At 70.7% G+C, this 18,975-nt stretch carries 16 protein-coding genes; 6 read left to right on the forward strand and 10 right to left on the reverse strand.

What is annotated here, in order from left to right:
• The first annotated feature begins 65 nt into the window (after window positions 1-65).
• Complete coding sequence (locus GQQ93_RS12005) at window positions 66-779, forward strand: 4a-hydroxytetrahydrobiopterin dehydratase (RefSeq protein ID WP_157424462.1); 714 nt, start codon at window positions 66-68, stop codon at window positions 777-779.
• A gap of 52 nt (window positions 780-831) precedes the next feature.
• Here GQQ93_RS12005 and ppgK read toward each other — a convergent pair whose 3' ends face one another.
• Entirely contained in the window at window positions 832-1,584 is a 753-nt protein-coding gene (ppgK, locus tag GQQ93_RS12010) for a polyphosphate--glucose phosphotransferase (protein WP_157424463.1), read from the reverse strand.
• Between the two features lie 42 nt (window positions 1,585-1,626).
• Window positions 1,627-2,490 (reverse strand): type I methionyl aminopeptidase, encoded by an 864-nt coding sequence (gene map, locus GQQ93_RS12015; RefSeq protein ID WP_157424464.1) that lies wholly within the window; start codon window positions 2,488-2,490, stop codon window positions 1,627-1,629.
• A gap of 11 nt (window positions 2,491-2,501) precedes the next feature.
• Here map and GQQ93_RS12020 point away from each other — a divergent pair, with 11 nt between their 5' ends.
• Window positions 2,502-2,687 (forward strand): SPOR domain-containing protein, encoded by a 186-nt coding sequence (locus GQQ93_RS12020; protein WP_157424465.1) that lies wholly within the window; start codon window positions 2,502-2,504, stop codon window positions 2,685-2,687.
• Window positions 2,688-2,709: 22 nt separating this feature from the next.
• On the opposite strand, the gene panB is transcribed toward GQQ93_RS12020, so the two are convergent.
• Window positions 2,710-3,591 (reverse strand): 3-methyl-2-oxobutanoate hydroxymethyltransferase, encoded by an 882-nt coding sequence (panB, locus tag GQQ93_RS12025; RefSeq protein WP_157424466.1) that lies wholly within the window; start codon window positions 3,589-3,591, stop codon window positions 2,710-2,712.
• Between the two features lie 99 nt (window positions 3,592-3,690).
• Between panB and glnA (GQQ93_RS12030) the strand changes: the two genes are divergently transcribed.
• Window positions 3,691-5,028, forward strand: a complete 1,338-nt coding sequence (gene glnA, locus GQQ93_RS12030) for a type I glutamate--ammonia ligase (protein ID WP_157424467.1) — start codon at window positions 3,691-3,693, stop codon at window positions 5,026-5,028.
• A gap of 4 nt (window positions 5,029-5,032) precedes the next feature.
• The gene (locus GQQ93_RS12035; protein WP_157424468.1) at window positions 5,033-8,047 is read left to right on the forward strand and encodes a bifunctional [glutamine synthetase] adenylyltransferase/[glutamine synthetase]-adenylyl-L-tyrosine phosphorylase; all 3,015 of its coding nucleotides are present in this window, start codon (window positions 5,033-5,035) and stop codon (window positions 8,045-8,047) included.
• 155 nt (window positions 8,048-8,202) lie between these two features.
• On the opposite strand, the gene glnA (GQQ93_RS12040) is transcribed toward GQQ93_RS12035, so the two are convergent.
• Window positions 8,203-9,627 (reverse strand): type I glutamate--ammonia ligase, encoded by a 1,425-nt coding sequence (glnA, locus tag GQQ93_RS12040; RefSeq protein WP_157424469.1) that lies wholly within the window; start codon window positions 9,625-9,627, stop codon window positions 8,203-8,205.
• Window positions 9,628-9,760: 133 nt separating this feature from the next.
• Between glnA (GQQ93_RS12040) and GQQ93_RS12045 the strand changes: the two genes are divergently transcribed.
• The gene (locus tag GQQ93_RS12045; protein ID WP_157424470.1) at window positions 9,761-10,198 is read left to right on the forward strand and encodes an RDD family protein; all 438 of its coding nucleotides are present in this window, start codon (window positions 9,761-9,763) and stop codon (window positions 10,196-10,198) included.
• Between the two features lie 83 nt (window positions 10,199-10,281).
• On the opposite strand, the gene GQQ93_RS12050 is transcribed toward GQQ93_RS12045, so the two are convergent.
• The 3 genes from GQQ93_RS12050 to lipB form a co-directional block, all read right to left on the reverse strand.
• Window positions 10,282-10,995 carry a DUF4191 domain-containing protein gene (locus GQQ93_RS12050; RefSeq protein ID WP_157424471.1) on the reverse strand — a complete coding sequence of 238 codons (714 nt, stop codon included), beginning with the start codon at window positions 10,993-10,995 and terminating at the stop codon, window positions 10,282-10,284.
• 88 nt (window positions 10,996-11,083) lie between these two features.
• Window positions 11,084-12,073, reverse strand: a complete 990-nt coding sequence (lipA, locus tag GQQ93_RS12055; protein WP_157424472.1) for a lipoyl synthase — start codon at window positions 12,071-12,073, stop codon at window positions 11,084-11,086.
• Window positions 12,070-12,711 carry a lipoyl(octanoyl) transferase LipB gene (gene lipB / locus GQQ93_RS12060; protein ID WP_157424473.1) on the reverse strand — a complete coding sequence of 214 codons (642 nt, stop codon included), beginning with the start codon at window positions 12,709-12,711 and terminating at the stop codon, window positions 12,070-12,072. The genes lipA and lipB overlap by 4 nt, the downstream gene beginning before the upstream one ends.
• Before the next feature lie 108 nt (window positions 12,712-12,819).
• Between lipB and GQQ93_RS12065 the strand changes: the two genes are divergently transcribed.
• Window positions 12,820-14,460, forward strand: a complete 1,641-nt coding sequence (locus GQQ93_RS12065) for a serine/threonine-protein kinase (RefSeq protein WP_157424474.1) — start codon at window positions 12,820-12,822, stop codon at window positions 14,458-14,460.
• Here the strand turns inward: GQQ93_RS12065 and sucB are convergent.
• From sucB to GQQ93_RS12080, 3 genes are all read right to left on the reverse strand, one after another.
• Window positions 14,457-15,923: a 2-oxoglutarate dehydrogenase, E2 component, dihydrolipoamide succinyltransferase gene (gene sucB, locus GQQ93_RS12070; RefSeq protein WP_157424475.1), complete on the reverse strand. Its 1,467-nt coding sequence runs from the start codon at window positions 15,921-15,923 to the stop codon at window positions 14,457-14,459. The genes GQQ93_RS12065 and sucB overlap by 4 nt on opposite strands.
• Window positions 15,924-15,991: 68 nt before the next feature.
• Complete coding sequence (gene lpdA / locus GQQ93_RS12075) at window positions 15,992-17,365, reverse strand: dihydrolipoyl dehydrogenase (RefSeq protein ID WP_157424476.1); 1,374 nt, start codon at window positions 17,363-17,365, stop codon at window positions 15,992-15,994.
• Window positions 17,366-17,463: 98 nt separating this feature from the next.
• Complete coding sequence (locus GQQ93_RS12080; RefSeq protein ID WP_157424477.1) at window positions 17,464-18,936, reverse strand: leucyl aminopeptidase; 1,473 nt, start codon at window positions 18,934-18,936, stop codon at window positions 17,464-17,466.
• Window positions 18,937-18,975: the final 39 nt, after the last annotated feature.

Consider the following 18,975-nt stretch of genomic DNA (forward strand, 5'->3'; position numbering starts at 1 on the left):
CGGCGAGTCTGCTTACGAGCTGCGACGATGGCCGCCGCGGCCGACCGGAGCTAGACTCCGCGTCCATGGACATGCTGAAGGGCGAGCAGATCGCCGCGGCGAACTTGACCGACTGGCGCAAGCTGGCCCAGGGCCTGCATGCCCGCTTCGTGGTCGACGGCTTCAGTTCCGGCGCACGGTTCGTCGTCGCGGTGGGTGAAGCGGGCGACGCCCTCGGCCACCACCCGCGCGTGTCGATCGGCGAGGGACACGTCGATCTCGAGCTGGTCAGCGACGACGCGGTCTACCGCGACGGCGAGGGCATCGAGCACCTCGTCGAATGGGTGACCCGGCAGGACGTCGACCTCGCGCGACGGATCACCGAGATCGCCGCGGACCAGGGGATCGTCGCCGACCCCGCCTCGGTCAGTGAGATCGAGCTCGGCCTCGACACGACCCGCTCCGCGACGATCGCCCCGGTGTGGGCCGCGCTGCTCACCGGGAGCGCCGAGTCGCAGGGGCGCGGGTCGCCCAGCGACGAGGTCAGAGACGCCACGGCACGGGTGCCGAACCTGTGGTTCGGCGACGGCGACGGCGACGAGCACGAGACCGCGCGGCAGCGGTTCCACCTCGAGGTCTACGTGGCGCCCGAGGTCGCCGAGCAGCGGATCGCCGCCGCCGTCGCCGCGGGCGGGACGGTCGTCGACGACCGCGATGCGCCCTCGCTCACGGTGATCGCAGACCAGGACGGCAACACGGGAGTCGTCTGCGTCGACGTGTCCGCTGCGAAGCAGGAGTGAATCGCCGACTCCGGTGAGTCGGACCCGGCGTCTCGGCCGGCCCGCTCGGCCCCTACTTCGCCGCGAGGGACGCGGCGCCGAGGATGCCCGCGTTGTTGCGGTGCACCGCCGGCACGATCGGGGTCTTCAGCTCGAGCAGTGGCAGGAACTGCTCGTGGTGCTTCGAGACCCCGCCCCCGATGACGAGCAGGTCGGGCGAGAAGATGAACTCGACGTGCGCGTAGAAGCGCTGCAGCCGTTCGGCCCATTGCGCCCAGTCGAGCCCCTCGCGCTCCATCGCAGAGTAGGCCGCGCGCTTCTCGGCCTCGGTGCCGTCGAGCTCGATGTGCCCGAGCTCGGTGTTCGGCACGAGCACGCCGTCGTAGAGGAACGCCGAGCCGATGCCGGTGCCGAGCGTGGTGAGGATGACGAGCCCGTCGGCGTCGACCGCCGCGCCGTAGCGCGATTCGGCGTAGCCGGCGGCATCCGCGTCGTTGATGAAGTGGATCTCGCGGCCGAAGGTCTGCTCGAACAGCTCTTCGGCGGGCAGGCCGATCCACTCGTGCGAGATGTTCGCGGCCGAGAGCGTACGCCCGTGCTTCACGATCGCGGGGAAGCAGACGCCGAGGGGGAGGGAGTCGTCGAAGTCGGCGGAGAGCCGCCCGAGCAGCTCCTCGGTCGCCGCGAGGATGTCGTCGGGCCGACCGCCCTCGGGCGTCTTCACCTTGATGCGATCGGAGACCAGTTCACCCGAGCCGAGGTCGACGACGGCCCCTTTGATGCCCGTACCGCCGATGTCGATGCCGATCCCGAGTTGCGTGCTCATGCGAATCACACTATCCCGCGGGGACGGGGCGCTCGTCGAGGCTCAGGGCAGCGTGAGGATCTCGGTGCCGCGCTCGGTGACGACCAGGGTGTGCTCGAACTGGGCGGTCAGCGAGCGGTCGCGGGTGACGACCGTCCAGTCGTCGTCCCAGACGTCCCACTCGATCCCGCCGAGGGTCAGCATCGGCTCGATCGTGAACACCATGCCGGGTTCGATCAGCGTCGTCGCGCTCGGGTCGTCGAAGTGGGGGATCACGAGACCGGTGTGGAACGCGCGCCCCACGCCGTGACCGGTGTAGTCGCGCACCACCCCGTACCCGAAGCGCTTCGCGTACGCCTCGATCGCCCGGCCGATGACGTTCACCTGGCGTCCGGGGGCGACGGCGCGGATGCCACGCGCCAGCGCCTCGCGCGTGCGCTCGACGAGGAGGGTCGCCTCCTCGCTCGCCGTGCCGACGACGAAGGTGTGGTTGAGGTCGCCGTGCATTCCGTCGAGGTAGGCGGTGACGTCGATGTTCACGAGGTCGCCGTCGGCGAGCGCGGTGTCGTCGGGGATGCCGTGGCAGATGACCTCGTTGACCGAGGTGCAGCTCGACTTCGGGTAGCCCCGGTAGCCGAGCGTCGACGGGTAGGCGCCGTGCGCGACGATGAACTCGTGCGCGATGCGGTCGAGCTCGTCGGTCGTGACGCCCGGCCTGATCGCGGCGGCCGCGGCCTCGATCGCGCCGGCGGCGACGCGCCCGGCCGCACGGATGCGCTCGACCTCGTCGGGCGTGTAGCGGTCGCCGTCGCGGTTCGCGGCGGGGGCGGCGCGACCGACGTACTCGGGTCGGGCGATCGACGCCGGGACGGCGCGGTTCGGTGACAGACGGCCGGGGATCAGGTGGCAGGAGGGGTCCTTGGGCATAGGATCAGCCTATGGCCGAGGACATCGAGCACCGGTACTGGTACAACCTGAAGACGGGCGAGGTCGAGCAGGGGTTCGTCTCGCCGTCAGTCGATCGCGTCGGCCCGTTCGAGACGCACGCCGAGGCCGAGCGAGCGCTCGAGATCCTGCGGGCGAACAGCGCGAAGTGGGCCGAGGAGGACGCCTCCGAGAACTGACCGGGAGCGCCGCCGCCGCGCCCTACTCGTACGAGTGCTCGGCGTTCGGGTAGCTGCCCGACTCGACGTCGTCGCGCCACGCCTTGGCCGCGTTCGCCAGAATGCCCGAGAGATCGGCGTACTGCTTGACGAACTTCGGCACGCGTCCGATCGTGAGGCCGGCCCAGTCCGTCCAGACGAGCAGCTGCCCGTCGGTGTGCGGTCCTGCGCCGACGCTGATCGTCGGGATGTCGAGCAGTTCGGTGACCTGACGCGCCGCGTCGGCGGGAACCATCTCGAGCACGACGGCGAATGCGCCCGCGTCCTGCACGGCCTTCGCGTCGGCGAGGAGCTGCTTGACGCCGTCGCCGCGGCCCTGGATGACATGGCCGCCGAGGCCGTGCTCGCTCTGCGGGGTGTAGCCGATGTGCGCCATGACCGGGATGCCGGCGCCGACGATGCGGCGGATCTGCTTGTGGCTGCGCTCACCGCCCTCGAGCTTGACGGCGTGGGCGCCGGTCTCCTTCATGAAGCGCACCGCGGTGTGCAGCGCGTCCTCGGGACCGTTCTCGTACGAGCCGAAGGGCATGTCGGCGATGACGAAGGCGCGCTTGACGGCGCCGGCGACCGCGCGGGTCAGGGGGATCAGGTCGTCGACGGTGACGGGGAGGGTGGTCTCGTAGCCGAGCACGTTGTTGCCGGCCGAGTCGCCGACGAGGAGGAAGTCGATGCCCGCCTCGTCGAAGATGCGCGCCGTGAGCTGGTCGTAGCTCGTGAGCCCGGTGATCTTGATGCCGTCGCGCTTCGCGTTCTGGAAGTGCCGCGTGCGCACCCGCTTCGGGGCACCCGGCGTCGGCGCGCCCCCGTAGGGGTTCTGCTCGACCGGCTGGTCGTCGGATGCTGCGGTCTGGGGCTCGCCTGACATGTCGCCATCCTCGCACACGCGGCGGAGGCATCCGCCCATGGAACGTCGCGGTGAAGGGAGTGCGAGCCAGTACTCTGGATGATGCGAGAGAGGGTGTGGATGGATAAGCAGCGTGACTTCGTTCTTCGCACGATCGAGGAACGGGGCGTCAAGTTCGTCAGGCTCTGGTTCACCGACGTCGTCGGCACCTTGAAGTCGGTCGCGATCGCACCCGCCGAGGTCGAGGGCGCCTTCACCGAGGGCATCGGCTTCGACGGCTCCGCCATCGAGGGGCTCAGCCGCACCTTCGAGTCCGACCTGCTGGCCTACCCCGACCCGTCGACCTTCCAGACGCTCCCGTGGCGCGGCGACATCGACCCGACGGGCCGCATGTTCTGCGACATCACGACGCCCGACGGCGAGCCGGCCGTCGCCGATCCGCGCAACGTGCTGAAGCGCACGCTCGAGCGGGCGGCCGATCGCGGCTTCACCTTCTACACGCACCCCGAGATCGAGTTCTACCTGCTGCGCTCGTCGAAGTTCGGCGAGGACGGCCCCATCCCCGTCGACTCGGCCGGCTACTTCGACAACGTGCCGGGCGGCACCGCGCACGACTTCCGTCGTCGTTCGGTGCGCATGCTCGAAGACCTCGGCATCTCGGTCGAGTTCAGCCACCACGAGGCGGGTCCCGGCCAGAACGAGATCGACCTCCGCTACGCCGACGCGCTGACGACCGCCGACAACATCATGACCTTCCGCACGGTCGTGAAAGAGGTGGCGATCGAGCAGGGCGTCTACGCGACGTTCATGCCGAAGCCGTTCTCGCAGTACCCGGGTTCGGGCATGCACACCCACCTGTCGCTCTTCGAGGGCGACACGAACGCCTTCTACGAGCCGGGAGCGCAGTACCAGCTCTCGAAGATCGGCCGTCACTTCATCGCCGGCCTCCTGCGCCACGCGAACGAGATCTCGGCCGTGACGAACCAGTTCGTGAACTCGTACAAGCGCCTCTGGGGCGGCGACGAGGCCCCGAGCTTCATCTGCTGGGGCCACAACAACCGGTCGGCGCTCGTGCGGGTGCCGCTCTACAAGCCCAACAAGGGCCAGAGCGCCCGCGTCGAGTATCGCGCGATCGACTCGGCGGCCAACCCCTACCTCGCCTTCTCGCTGCTGCTCGCGGCCGGCATGAAGGGCATCGAAGAGGGGTACGAGCTGCCGCCCGAGGCCGAAGACGACGTCTGGGCCCTCACCGACAGCGAACGTCGCGCGCTCGGGTACAACCCGCTGCCGGCGAGCCTCGACCACGCGATCGAGTACATGGAGGGCTCGGAACTCGTCGCCGAGACGCTCGGCGAGCAGGTCTACAACTACGTGCTCGCGAACAAGCGGGCCGAATGGCGCGATTACCGTTCGCAGGTCACGCCGTTCGAGCTGCAGCGCAACCTCGAGATCCTCTGACCGCGTGTCTCGACAGGCTCCGACGCTCGGTCGGCTCGCGCGGGCGGGCTTCGAAGATCTCGATCGGGCGTCGGCCGGCCTGGGGCGACTCGCCGAGGCGACGGGCGTCGACGGCGAAGCGCTGCTCGAGGCGCTCGGCGCCGCGGCCGATCCCGACTCGGCACTCGCCGAGCTCGAGCGCCTCCACGACCGTGCGCCCGCCGAACTCGTCGCGGTGCTCGCCGAGCCCGCAGCGGCCGATCGCCTGGCGCGACTTGTCGGCGCATCGCGCGGTCTCGCCGACTTCCTGAGCCGCCATCCCGCCGACATCGCACTGCTGCGCGCGCTGCCGGTGCCGCCGCCGTCGTCCGCCGAGGCCCGCACCCTCCTGCTCGCCGCGGTCGACGAACTGTCGGGCGCCGCCGCCCTCGAGCCCGACGTCGTCGCCGCCGCGATCCGCGCCCGGTACCGTCGACTGCTCACGGGCATCGCGGTCTACGATCTCACTCGCCACGACGCCGTCGACGTCGTCGACGTCGTCGCCGCAGGGCTCGCCGACCTCGCGGGTGCGGCCCTCGACGCGGCGGTCGCCGGGGCGCGACGCATCGTTTCGCGCGACGAGGGCGCGCCCGCCGCGCCCGGCCGCTACGCCGCGGCGGAGCTCGCGGCGACGCGGCTCGCGATCATCGGCATGGGCAAGGCCGGCGCGCGCGAGCTGAACTACGTCAGCGATGTCGACGTGATCTTCGTCGCCGAGTCTCAGGACGAGGCGGTCGTGGCGACGCCGCGAGCCGTCGAGATCGCCACGCGTCTCGCCATGGTGGCGATGCGCCTCATCGGTGAACACGGCGTCGAGCCGCCGCTCTGGGAGGTCGACCCGAACCTGCGCCCCGAGGGCAAGGACGGCGCGCTCGTGCGCACCCTCGACTCGCACCTCCAGTACTACGAGCGCTGGGCGAAGAGCTGGGAGTTCCAGGCCTTGCTGAAGGCGCGCCCGCTCGCCGGCGACCTCGAGCTCGGCGCCCGCTACGCGGCGGGGGTCGCGCCGATGGTCTGGTCGAGCTCGAGCCGCGAGGGCTTCGTCGAGTCGGTCCAGCGCATGCGCGAGCGGGTCACCGAGCACATTCCCGCCGACGAGGTCGATGTGCAGGTGAAGCTCGGCCCAGGGGGGCTCCGCGACATCGAGTTCACGGTGCAGCTGCTGCAGCTCGTGCACGGGTCGAGCGACGACTCGATCCGCCAGGGCGGAACCCTGCTCGCGCTCAGGGCACTCGCCGACGGCGGCTACGTCGGTCGTGAGGAGGCGGGGGAGTTCTCGCGCGACTATCGCGTGCTCAGGGTGCTCGAGCACCGCCTGCAGCTCGAACGCCTGCGCCGAACCCACCTGATGCCCCGCGACGCAGACCGACTGCGCGTGCTCGCCAGAGCCTCTGGGCTCGGCCGAGACGCCGCAGAACTCACGAGGGTGTGGCAGTCGACCAGGCAGCGCGTGCGCGGCCTCCACCAGCGACTCTTCTACCGCCCGCTGCTGTCCGCGGTCGCGGCGCTGCCCGCCTCGGGCCTCGAGCTCACGAGCGCGCAGGCCGAGGCCCGCCTCGCCGCGATCGGGTTCCGCGATCCGCGCGGGGCGCTCGCGCACATCGCCGCCCTCACCTCAGGACTCTCGCGGCGTGCGACGATCCAGCGGCACCTCATGCCCGTGCTGATCTCGTGGTTCGCCGAGGGCACCGATCCCGACTTCGGCCTGCTCTCGTTCCGGCGCCTGAGCGACACGCTCGGCACGACGCACTGGTACCTCCGGCTCCTGCGCGATTCCTCCGACGCCGCGCTCCGCCTCACCCGTGTGCTCGCGGGCTCCCGCTACGCGGCTGAACTCCTCGAGCGGGCCCCCGAGGCCGTCGCGTGGCTCGAAGACCTCGAGGAGCTGCGGCCGCGGTCGCTCGCCGCACTGCAGGACGAGACGCGCGCCGTGCTCCGCCGTCACGGCGAGACCGACGACGCTGCGAAGATCTTCCGAGCCATCCGTCGACGTGAGATGCTGCGCCTCGCCCTCGCGGGGATCCTCGACGTCTGCACCGTCGAAGAGCTCGGCCACGGGCTCAGCGACCTCACCGAGAACCACATCGCCGCCCTCGTGTCGGCGATCCGGGGCGAGGAGCCCGACGGCATCGAGTTCGCCGTGATCGGCATGGGGCGCTTCGGCGGCCGGGAGCTCGGCATCGGCTCCGACGCCGACATCATCTACGTGTACCGGCTGCAGGGCGCCGAGGCCGACGCCGCGCACTCACGGGCCCTCCGCATCGTGAGCGAGCTCGTGCGCCTCTCCGAGGACGCACGGCTGCCCTTCGATCTCGACGCCGACCTCCGGCCCGAGGGGCGAAACGGCGTCGTCGCCCGCTCGCTCGACGCGTACCGCGCCTACTACTCCCGCTGGTCGCTCACCTGGGAGGCCCAGGCACTCCTGCGCGCCCGCGGCGTCGCCGGCGACGCCGCGCTCATCGACGACTTCACCGAGCTGGCCGACACCGTGCGCTATCCGCACGCGATCGCCGAGCAGGCGGTGCGCGAGGTGAAGCGCATCAAGGCCCGCGTCGAGAACGAGCGCCTGCCGCAGGGCGCCGACCCCACCCGGCACCTGAAGCTCGGCCGGGGATCGATCTCCGACGTCGAGTGGTTCGTGCAGCTCGTGCAGCTGCAGCACGCCGCCGAGATCCCCGCGCTCCGCACGACGTCGACCCTCGGGGCCCTCGAGGCCGCGACCGAGGCCGGGCTCATCGATTCCGACGAGGCCGAGACCCTTCGAGCCGCCTGGGTGTTCGCCTCGCGCGCCCGATCGGCGCTGACCCTCTGGCTCGACCGCACCACCGACGTGCTGCCCGTCGAGCGCTCACAGCTCGAGGGCGTCGCCCGCATCATGGGGTATCCCGCCGGTTCGGCGACCCAGCTCGAGCACGACTACCTGCAGCTCACGCGTCGCTCCCGCGCGGTGTTCGAGCGCGGCTTCTACGGCCTCGAGCCGAAGCGCGAACCCACCGTCTGACCCGCGCCGCGAACCACGACGCGGATGCCACGGGGTCGCCCCGTGGCATCCGCGGTCATGCCGGCACGCGACGAGACGCACTGCGCCCTGAACGACGGAAGGGCCGTCCCGCGTACGCGGGACGGCCCTTCCTGGCAGCAGGGGGCTGCGGGTGATCAGACGCCGTAGTAGAGCTCGAACTCGAACGGGTGGGGACGCAGAGCCAGCGGCTTCAGCTCCTTCTCGCGCTTGTAGTCGATCCAGGTCTCGATGAGCTCCTTGGTGAACACGCCGCCTTCGAGCAGGAAGTCGTGGTCGGCCTCGAGGGCCGCGAGGGCCTCGCCGAGCGAGCCGGGAACCTGCGGGATGGCCTTGGCCTCCTCGGGCGGCAGCTCGTAGAGGTCCTTGTCGACGGGCTCGTGCGGCTCGATACGGTTCTTGATGCCGTCGAGGCCGGCCATGAGCTGCGCGGCGAACGCGAGGTAGGGGTTGCCCGAGGCATCCGGAGCGCGGAACTCGATGCGCTTGGCCTTCGGGTTGGTGCCCGTGATCGGGATGCGGATCGACGCCGAGCGGTTGCCGGCCGAGTAGACGAGGTTCACGGGCGCCTCGAAGCCGGGCACCAGACGGTGGTACGAGTTCACCGTCGGGTTCGTGAACGCGAGCACGGCGGGGGCGTGCTTCAGCAGGCCGCCGATGTACCAGCGGGCGACGTCGGAGAGGCCGCCGTAGCCGGCCTCGTCGTAGAAGAGGGGCTTGCCCTCGCTCCAGAGCGACTGGTGGGTGTGCATGCCCGAGCCGTTGTCGCCGAAGACCGGCTTGGGCATGAACGTCGCCGTCTTGCCCCACTGCTCGGCCGTGTTCTTGACGATGTACTTGAACTTCAGGATGTCGTCGGCAGCGGCGACCATCGTGTCGAAGCGGTAGTTGATCTCGGCCTGGCCGCCCGTGCCGACCTCGTGGTGCGAGCGCTCGAGCTGAAGGCCGGCGTCGATGAGCTTCAGGCAGATGTCGTCGCGCAGGTCGGCCTGCTTGTCGACGGGGGAGACGGGGAAGTAGCCGCCCTTGTAGGGCGTCTTGTTGCCGAGGTTGCCGCCCTCCTCCTTGCGGCCCGAGTTCCAGGCGCCCTCTTCGGAATCGACCGAGTAGAAGCTCGAGTGCTGGTTGACCTCGTAGCGCACGTCGTCGAAGATGTAGAACTCGGCCTCGGGGGCGAAGAACGCGGTGTCGGCGATGCCGGTCGACGCGAGGTACTTCTCGGCCTTCTTGGCGACCTGACGCGGGTCCTTCGAGTAGATCTCGCCGTTGCGCGGGTTGTAGATGTCGAAGACCATGATGAGCGTGCGCTCGGCGCGGAACGCGTCGATGTACGCGGTCGTCACGTCGGGGATGAGCTGCATGTCGGACTCGTGGATGTTCGCGAAGCCGCGGATCGAGGAGCCGTCGAAGAGCTGGCCGACCGTGAAGAACTCCTCGTCGACCGTCGACGCCGGGATGTTGAAGTGCTGCTGCACACCCGGAAGGTCGGTGAAACGGATGTCGAGGAACTTGACATCCGTGTCCTTGATGAATTTGAGCACTTCGGACGAATCAGTGAACATGTTTCGGCGTCTCCAAGGGGCGGGTGGCGGAACGGTCTTGCACAGCCACGAGCGACGCTATCCGCGCGCCGTTTCCCGACCATGACCGGAATGTTTCGGCCATGTTACGCCAGCCCGGCTTCGGTAGAATCATCTGGTGCCCGACGCAAATCCTCAGACCTTCGGTGATCTCGAACCGAGCCGGTGGCCCGGCGAACGACTCGGACTCCCCGAAGAGGGGCGTGGTTCGGTCGCCCGTGCGGGCCGGCGCATCCTCGCCCTGCTCGTCGATTGGGGCAGCGCGATGCTGCTCTCGCTGCTCGTGACGCCCTACGAATCGGTCGCGTACACCTGGGTCACGCCCCTCGTGTTCGCGGTGCTGCAGATCGTCTTCATCCCGACGATCGGGGGCAGCCTCGGCCACCGCCTGTTCGGCATGCACGTCGTCGCGGTCGAGGGCGGTTGGGTCGGTTTCGTCCGCCCGATCGTGCGCACCGGCCTCCTGCTCCTCGTGATCCCCGCGCTCGTGTGGGACTCCGACCAGCGCGGCTTCCACGACAAGGTCGCTCGCACGGTGCTCATCCGCTCGTAGTCGCCGGCGAGGCATCCTCGCCTTGAACGACGAACGCGGCACCCGTCGAATCGAGACGGATGCCGCGTGGTCGAGGTGTGCGCTCAGCGCATCTTGCCGCGCTGCGGCCGCGCCTTCATGGGGTCGATGCCCTTCGGGATCGGCAGCGCCGTCTGGAGGGAGTTGAGTCGGTTCGAGACCGCGAGCACCTCGGGCTTCGTCAGCGCCTTCTTCGTCTTGCGCAGGGTCGCGGCGAGACGGTACAGCTCGATCGAACCCTCGTCGTGCCCGACCGAGATGAGCGTGATGGGCACGTTCGGGAGCACCCGGGCGACCTTGCGCTGCTCGTCGTCGAGCATGCGCTGGGTGCGGGAGACCGGGCCCTCGCTGATGAGTGCGACACCGCCCTTGCCGACGGCGCGGTACACCGCGTCCTGCGTCTTGCCGTTGACGGCGACGGGCATCTCGTTGCCGACCCAGCTGCCGCGCAGACCGCTGCGGAGCACGGCGCCGACGGCGCCCGGCTGGCCGTCGATCTGCGAGTACGCGGCGCGCTCGGCACGGCGGCCGAGCACCACGAGGGCGAGGAGGAGGCCGGCGAGGACGCCGGCGACGATCCAGAGGGCGATGGTGAAGCCGTTGCCCTCGCTGAGCAGCAGCGCGAGCGCGAGGCCGACGATGATCGGCCCGAGGAACGCCAGGAGCATCAGCCACTGCGCGGTCGAGTCGTAGCGGCGGGTCATCTGGAAGACCTGCCACATCTGCTTGAGGCGGCCGGGCTCCTTCTGAGCCTTCGATGCGTCCTTGGTGCGTGCCATGGTTCCTAGGATACCGGCGGCCGGGGCCTGCTCGGACCGCGTGGGACATCGCGATCCGAGCAGGTGGAGTGGGCGGCGCGGGTCGGGATCAGCCGACGGCCTGTGCGAACCCGAGCGACGCGTCGGCGAGGTGGGCGAGCTCGACGGGGAGCTCGCGGCCCTTCGCCCGCATCGACTGCGCCCAGAGCCGGCCCGCCCGGTACGACGATCGCACCAGGGGGCCGGAGAGCACGCCGAGGAAGCCGATCTCCTCGGCCTCGGCTTTGATCTCGAGGAACTCCTCGGGTCGCACCCAGCGTGCCACCGGCAGGTGCCGCGGACTCGGACGCAGGTACTGGGTCACCGTGATGATGTCGGTGCCCGCGTCGTGGAGGTCGCGAAGGGCCTGCGAGATCTCCTCGCGCTCCTCGCCCATGCCGAGGATGAGGTTCGACTTCGTGATGAGGCCAGCATCGCGGCCTTGCGTGATCACGTCGAGCGATCGCTCGTAGCGGAACGCCGGACGGATGCGCTTGAAGATGCGCGGCACGGTCTCGACGTTGTGCGCGAAGACCTCGGGCCGTGCGGAGAACACCTCGGCGAGGAGCTCGGGCACACCGTTGAAGTCGGGCACGAGGATCTCGACCCCGGTGCCGGGCGACTGCCGGTGGATCTCGCGGATCGTCTCGGCGTAGAGCCAGGCGCCGCCGTCGGGCAGGTCGTCGCGGGCGACGCCCGTCACCGTCGAGTACCGCAGCTGCATGCGAACGACCGATTCGCCGACGCGACGCGGCTCGTCGGCGTCGAAGTCGGCCGGCTTGCCGGTGTCGATCTGGCAGAAGTCGCAGCGCCTCGTGCACTGCGAACCGCCGATGAGGAAGGTCGCTTCGCGATCCTCCCAGCACTCGTAGATGTTGGGGCAGCCGGCCTCCTGGCAGACCGTGTGCAGCTCCTCGCTCTTCACGAGCGACTGCAGTGCGCGGTACTCGGGTCCCATCTTCGCGCGGGTCTTGATCCACTCGGGCTTGCGTTCGATGGGCGTCTGGGCATTGCGGACTTCGAGGCGCAGGAGCCTGCGCCCCTCGGGGACGGTGCTCACGCGGCCAACGCCTCCTCGAACTCGAGGCGGAGGCGCGCGCTCACGTCGTCGACGAGGTCGGCCGGCGTGACCGTGCGGCCGAGCTCGCGGCTGATCGTCGTGATGCCCGCGTCGCGGATGCCGCACGCGACGATCTTCTCGTACGGCTCGAGCGAGTTCGAGCAGTTGAGTGCGAACCCGTGCATCGTGACGCCGTCGGCGACGCGGATGCCGATGGCCGCGATCTTGTTCTCACCGCCTTCGCGGCCGACCCAGACGCCCGAACGTCCGTCGACGCGACGGCCGTCGATGCCGACGCCCTGCAGCACGTCGATGAGGACGCTCTCGAGCCGGCGGACGTAGCCGACCACGTCGACCGGTTCGCTGAGGTGGATGATCGGATACCCCACGAGCTGACCCGGTCCGTGCCAGGTGATCTTGCCGCCTCGATCGACGTCGATGACGGGCGTGCCGTCATCGGGTCGCTCATCGGGAGCGGTGCGCTTCCCGGCGGTGTAGACGGAGGGGTGCTCCAGGAGGAGGACGGTGTCGGGGCTTTCGCCCGCGACGACCGCGCGATGGACGGCGCGCTGAAGGTCGAGACCCTCGATGTACGGCACGGAGTTGGCGCTTAGCCCCGTGACGACGATGTCGAGCATTCGGCCAGTCTAGGCGACTCGTCCTCCCCAACGGTTCGGTGAGACGTCGTCCACCCGATTCGCTCGTCGGAGGTGATGCGAGCGGGCGCGGTCGGGGAGAGTTCGGGGATGAGACGTCACTCGCGCCGCCGACGGGACGCGGCCACTGCAACCCACACGGTTCCGGCTCCGGGGCCCGCTCCTGAGTCGTCCACGGGCGACGACCGCGCGGTGATCTCGGGCTATCGGCTGCTGCGGCGCCTGGCCTCGGGCGATCGTGCCGCGGTCTTCCTCGCGAGCAGCCTGCACCCGGCGCAGGCCGCATCGCCGCGACCGGTGGTCGCCCTGCGCATCTACGAAGCGGGTGGCGACGACGCGCGAGTCGCCGCCGAGATCTCGGCGATGACGGCGGATGCCACGGGCACGCTGCCTGCGCTCATCGACGTCACGGCGCTCGATGACGGGCGCTGCGTGCTCGCGGTCGAGCGGATCGCCGGACCGACGCTCGCGAGGTTGCTGACGGAGCGGACGCTCGATCCGGGGGAGGCCGTCACGGTGCTCGCCCCCATCGCGGTCGCCGTCGCGGGGCTGGCCGAGGCCGGCTTCGTGCACACTCGGCTCGCGCCGAACGACGTGCTCATCGACGGAGCCGGCCGCCCGAGGCTCATCGGACTCGGCGCGATCCGCCGGCTCGACGAGGTCTCGAGCGCGATCGAACGCACCGAACTCCTCCGTGCCGGTCATTCGGCGCTGTCCGATCTCGTCGCGGCGGTGGCCGAGGCGACGCGGCCCCTCGGGAGTCTCGACCGGGCGGTCGCCGCGATCAGCGACGCGGCCTCGGCTCGTCCGTTCGTCCGCAGCGAGGCGCTGCTGGAGCGGACGTTGTTCGAGTCGGCCGTCGCCGCGCCGGTGCGCGGGATTCGCGCGACCGCTCAGCTCGGGGCCGCCCCCGCGCGCCTCGTGGCTCCGGCGACACCCGGCGCGGTGGGTCTGTCGGGTGCGCCCGAGCCGCACGGCCGGGCCGACGACGCGAAGGCAGGGGCGGTTACCGTGCCGTCGAGGCGTCGCGGGCTGCTCGGAACCCTGGCGGCACTCGCGCAGGTGCCGGCCGACGCGTTCGAGCACGGCGCGGAGCTCGCCGATGTCGATCCGGTCCGGTCGTTCACGTCTCGCCTGGGGCGGGGCCTCCTCGCACGTCGTCGTGCCGTGCTCGTCGCGGGCCTGGTGGGCGGCGCCGCGCTCGTGCTGCTGCTGACGCTCGTGCCGCCGGCCGATGAGCACGTTGCCGGCGACGCCGAGGGTGGCGCGGGGCCGGGGGGCGCCGCCGCCGCTCCCGGCGGTGCGGCGGAGGGCGCCGCCGAAAGTGAGACCACCGCCGAGGGCGACGATCGTGCTGCGGCCCACGACGACTCGGCAGCCGGCGCGACCGTCGAGGCCGAGGGCGGGCCGGTCGAGGATCCGATCGAGGCCGCTGCGGCGCTGCTCGCGCTCCGCGAGGACTGCTTCGGGGCCCTCGACGCGGCGTGCCTCGAGCAGGTCGATCAAGCGGGTTCGGCCATCGAGCGAGCCGATCTCGCGAAGCTCTCGGGGGCGCGCGAGGGCGTGACGGTCGAGCCGACCGTTTACGCCCTCGACGAGATCGCCGTCACCGCGGAGATGGGCGACGCCGTGCTCGTGACAGTGCCGTACGCCGACCCCGAACGCGAACCGGCCTCGCTCCTCGTGATGAGGAGCGAGGCCGGTTGGCGTCTTCGAGAACTCTTCGACTAGATGCCGAGGTCGGCGTCGAACGCACCCTCTTCGAGACGGTCCTTGACCGCGGTGAGGAAGCGGGCGGCGTCGGCGCCGTCGATGATGCGGTGGTCGTACGACAGGGCGAGGTAGACCATCGAGCGCACGGCGATCGCGTCGGCGCCGTCCTGGCTCACGACGACCGGACGCTTGACGACGATGCCGGTGCCGAGGATCGCCGACTGCGGCAGGAACACGACGGGCGTGTCGAACAGTGCGCCACGGGAGCCGGTGTTCGTCAGGGTGAACGTGCCACCCGCGAGCTCATCGGGCTTCAGCTGGTTGTTGCGCGTGCGGTCGGCGAGATCGGCGATCTGCGCGGCGAGGCCGGCGATGTCGAGCTCACCCGCGTTGCGGATGACCGGCGTGAGCAGGCCGCGCTCCGTGTCGACCGCGATGCTCATGTTCTCCTGCGCCGGGTAGACGATGCTGTCGCCGTCGACCGTCGAGTTGATGATCGGGTAGGCGCGCAGCGCCTCGGCCGCAGCGAGGGCGAAGAACGGCAGGAACGAGAGCTTGTTGCCGGTCTTCGCGAGGAAGTCGCCCTTGACGCGGTCGCGGAATCGCGCGACGCGGGTCACGTCGACCTCGACGACGGTGGTGAGCTGCGCCGTCGACGTCATCGAGACGACCGCGCGCTCGGCGACGACCTTGCGCAGACGCGTCATCGGCACGGTGGTGCCGCGCAGCGGCGAGGTCTCGAGCGGCGTGCGCACGGCCGGCGCTGCGGCGGCGGCAGCGGGTGCCGCCTGCGCCGAGATCACGTCCTGCTTGCGGATGCGGCCGCCGACACCGGTGCCGGTCACGCTGGCGAGGTCGACGCCCTGCTCGTTCGCGAGCTTGCGCACGATCGGGGTGACGTAGCCCGAGGGGCCGGCGTGGGCGCCGGCAGTGGGCGCCGGAGCCGCCGCGGGTGCGGGAGCCGCAGCGGGGGCGGCCGGCGCAGCCGAAGCCGGGGCAGGCTCGGGTGCGGCCGGTGCCGGTGCCGGTGCCGGTGCCGGTGCCGCGACGGGCTCGGGAGCTGCGACCGGAGCAACGGGCTCGGGAGCGGCCGGAGGCGCGACGGGCTCGGGAGCTGCGACCGGTGCCGCCGGAGCGACGGGCTCGGCTGCAGGCGGTGCGGCGACCGGCTCGGCGGCGGGAGCCTCAGCGGGCGCGGGTGCAGCTGCCTCGGGGGCGGCGGCCTCGGGTGCCGCGGCACCGGAGCCGTCGCCGATCGTCACGAGCGCGGTGCCCACCTCGACGGTCTCGTCCTCCTGGACGAGGATCGCCTCGATGACACCCGCGACGGGCGACGGGATCTCGGTGTCGACCTTGTCGGTCGAGACCTCGAGCAGCGGCTCGTCGACCTCGACACGGTCGCCGACATTCTTCAGCCAGCGGGTGACCGTGCCTTCAGTGACACTCTCACCGAGTGCCGGGAGGCTGACGGATTCGCTCATGCGCTTGTCTCCTTCACAGCGTGGGAACGCTTTCTAGCTTATTGCAGTCGTTGGGCGGGCAGCGGGGCTCAGATGGCGTGCAGCGGCTTGCCGGCGAGCTTCAGCACGGCCTCGCCGAAGGCCTCGGCCTGCGTCGGGTGCGCGTGGATGAACGGGGCGATGTCCTCGGGGTACGCCTCCCAGTTCACCGCCAGCTGGGCCTCGGCGATGAGCTCGCCGACGCGCCCGCCGATCATGTGGACGCCGACGATGGGGCCGTCGTTCACGCGGACGACCTTCACCGAGCCGCCGGTGCCGAGGATGCTCGACTTGCCGTTGCCCGCGAGGTTGTAGTCGTACGAGCTGATCTGCTCGGCGCCGAACTTCTCGGCGGCCTTCGCCTCGGTGTAGCCGACCGAGGCGATCTCGGGCTCGCAGTAGGTGATCTTCGGGACGTTCACGTCTTCGACGACGATCGGGTTCAGGCCCGCGATCTCTTCGGCGACGAAGATGCCCTGCTGGTAGCTGCGGTGCGCGAGCTGGAGGCCGGGCACGATGTCGCCGACGGCGTAGACGCCGGGGACGTTCGTCGCGAGGCGCTCGTTCGTCAGCACGAAGCCGCGATCCATCGTGATGCCGGCCTCTTCGAAGCCCAGGCCCTGGGTCGAGGGGCCGCGGCCGACGGCGACGAGCAGCAGCTCGGCGTCGTAGCTCTGGCCGTTCTCGAGGGTGATGACGACACCCTGCTCGTCCTGCGTGACGCCCTGGAACCGAACGCCCAGCGAGAACTCGATGCCGCGCTTGCGGAAGGCGCGCTCGAGCTGCTTCGAGATCGACTCCTCCTCGTTGGGCACGAGGTGGGGGAGTGCCTCGATGATGGTCACCTCGGCCCCGAAGGAGCGCCAGACGCTCGCGAACTCGACGCCGATGACGCCGCCGCCGAGCACGGCGACCTTCTTGGGGACGAAGTCGAGCTCGAGCGCCTGCTCGCTCGTGATGACGCGGCCGCCGATCTCGAGGCCGGGCAGCGAGCGCGAGTACGACCCGGTGGCGAGCACGACGTTCTTGCCGACGTAGCGGTCGTCGCCGACCTGCACCGTGCTCGGCGCGACGAGGCGCCCCTCGCCCTCGACCACGGGGATGCCCCGGGCCTTGAGCAGGCCCTGCAGGCCCTTCCACTTGCTGGCGACGATGCCCTCGCGGTACGCGGAGACACCGTTGATGTCCATGCCCTCGAAGGCGGTCTTCACGCCGTACTTGGCGGCGTCCTTCGACACTTCGGCGACCTCGGCCGCGTGCAGCAGCGCCTTCGTCGGGATGCAGCCGCGGTGGAGACAGGTGCCGCCGAGCTTGTCCTTCTCGATCACCACCGCGGTGAGCCCGAGTTCGACGGCGCGAATCGCAGCGGCATAACCCGCGCTGCCTCCGCCGAGGACGACCATGTCAAAGTTCTGCTCGGACAACCGCAATCTCCCTTGCGCATCTGATCTGCGTCACGGACTGCCGCCGGCGTGTCGCCGCGGCAGGGCGTATTGGCGACGTTCTCGCCCATACGACCTTACTACTTGGCGGAGAGCTCCTCGCCCAGTGCGACGAGCGTGCGGACCGCCGCTCCGGTCGCGCCCGTTCCGGTGAATCCCCACCCGGCGCCGCCGTTGTGGCCGGGCCCCGCGATGTCGAGGTGCGCCCACGGGATCCGCTCCTCGGAGCCGTCCTTCTTGCCGACGAACTGCTGCAGGAACACGCCCGCGAGGAGCATGCCGGGCACGGTCATGCCGAGCTTCGTGTTCATGAGATCGGCGACGTCGGACTTGAGCAGGGGCAGCAGGTCGGCGGGCAGCGGCATCGGCCAGGTGGTCTCGTCGACCGCGTCGGCGACGGCGCGCACGCGCGCGACGAGCTCGTCGTCGCCCATGAGGCCGGTGATGCGGTGGCCGAGCGCGACGACCTGGGCGCCGGTCAGCGTCGCGACGTCGATGATGGCGTCGGGCTGCTCCTCGCTCGCGGCGACGAGCGCATCGGCGAGCACGAGGCGTCCCTCCGCGTCGGTGTTGACGACCTCGACGGTCTTGCCGCCGCGGATGCGCAGTACGTCGTTCGGCCGGATCGCGGTGCCCGACGGCATGTTCTCGGCGAGGCACAGCCAGCCGGTGACCCGGATCGGCAGCCCGAGCTCGGCGATCGCGACGATCGCGGAGAGCACGGCCGCAGCGCCCGCCATGTCGGTCTTCATGCCGACCATCGAAGCCATCGGCTTCAGCGAGAGGCCGCCCGAGTCGAAGGTGATGCCCTTGCCGATGAAGGCGACATGGGTGGATGCCTCAGCGGGAGCCCATTCGAGGCGCACGAGCCGAGGACCTCGGCTCGAGCCCTGCCCGACGCCGGCGATGCCGCCGAACCCGTCGGCCTCGAGCTCGGCCTCGTCCCAGACCCTGCTCGTCACGCCGACCGCGGTCGCGGCCTCGACGGCGAGCGCGGCGAAGGTCTCGGGGTAGAGCTCGGAGGGGGAGGCGTTCACCAGGTCCTTCGTGCGCGCCACGGCGGCGACGACCGATCGGACGCGTCCGAGGCCGATCTCCTCGGCGGCGAACCCGCTGTGCAGCTCGATTCGGGCGACCGGGGGCTTCGATTCGCTGCGGTACTCGTTGTAGGCGTAGGCGCCGAGGGCCGCGCCCTCGAGGAGGGCCGCTGCCTCGCCCGCGTCGTCGACGGTCGCGGCGATCGCGACCGACTCGGTGGCGGTCAGGCGGCGGACGGCGGAGCCCGCGGCGCGGCGGAGGCTCGCGGCATCCGCCTGCTCGCCGACGCCGACGACCGCGATCACGCGGGCGCCGCCCTCGTGGCCGGGGATCCGCGTGAGTTCCTCGCTCGCCCCGGTCGCGCCGAGAGCGACGAGCTGGGGGGCGACCCACTCGAATCCTTCGGCGGCGATCAGTTCGGCTCCGTCGGCACCCTTCGTTGCGACGAGCAGCACGACGTCGGCGTCGGCGGCGGATGCGGGGGAGGAGGTGACGGAGAGCGTGGGAACGGTCATGACTCCCGATGGTACGTGTTCGCTCTGGGCATGAAGGTC

Source organism: Agromyces lapidis (assembly GCF_009749405.1).
GTDB lineage: Bacteria > Actinomycetota > Actinomycetes > Actinomycetales > Microbacteriaceae > Agromyces > Agromyces lapidis.

Bases quoted from the DNA above. Each gene is read 5' to 3' on its own strand.
- GQQ93_RS12005 (WP_157424462.1), top strand. From the start codon at position 66: ATGGACATGCTGAAGGGCGAGCAGATCGCCGCGGCGAACTTGACCGAC.
- ppgK (WP_157424463.1), bottom strand. From the start codon at position 1,584: ATGAGCACGCAACTCGGGATCGGCATCGACATCGGCGGTACGGGCATC.
- map (WP_157424464.1), bottom strand. From the start codon at position 2,490: ATGCCCAAGGACCCCTCCTGCCACCTGATCCCCGGCCGTCTGTCACCG.
- GQQ93_RS12020 (WP_157424465.1), top strand. From the start codon at position 2,502: ATGGCCGAGGACATCGAGCACCGGTACTGGTACAACCTGAAGACGGGC.
- panB (WP_157424466.1), bottom strand. From the start codon at position 3,591: ATGTCAGGCGAGCCCCAGACCGCAGCATCCGACGACCAGCCGGTCGAG.
- glnA (WP_157424467.1), top strand. From the start codon at position 3,691: ATGGATAAGCAGCGTGACTTCGTTCTTCGCACGATCGAGGAACGGGGC.
- glnA (WP_157424469.1), bottom strand. From the start codon at position 9,627: ATGTTCACTGATTCGTCCGAAGTGCTCAAATTCATCAAGGACACGGAT.
- GQQ93_RS12050 (WP_157424471.1), bottom strand. From the start codon at position 10,995: ATGGCACGCACCAAGGACGCATCGAAGGCTCAGAAGGAGCCCGGCCGC.
- lipB (WP_157424473.1), bottom strand. From the start codon at position 12,711: ATGCTCGACATCGTCGTCACGGGGCTAAGCGCCAACTCCGTGCCGTAC.
- GQQ93_RS12065 (WP_157424474.1), top strand. From the start codon at position 12,820: ATGAGACGTCACTCGCGCCGCCGACGGGACGCGGCCACTGCAACCCAC.
- sucB (WP_157424475.1), bottom strand. From the start codon at position 15,923: ATGAGCGAATCCGTCAGCCTCCCGGCACTCGGTGAGAGTGTCACTGAA.
- GQQ93_RS12080 (WP_157424477.1), bottom strand. From the start codon at position 18,936: ATGACCGTTCCCACGCTCTCCGTCACCTCCTCCCCCGCATCCGCCGCC.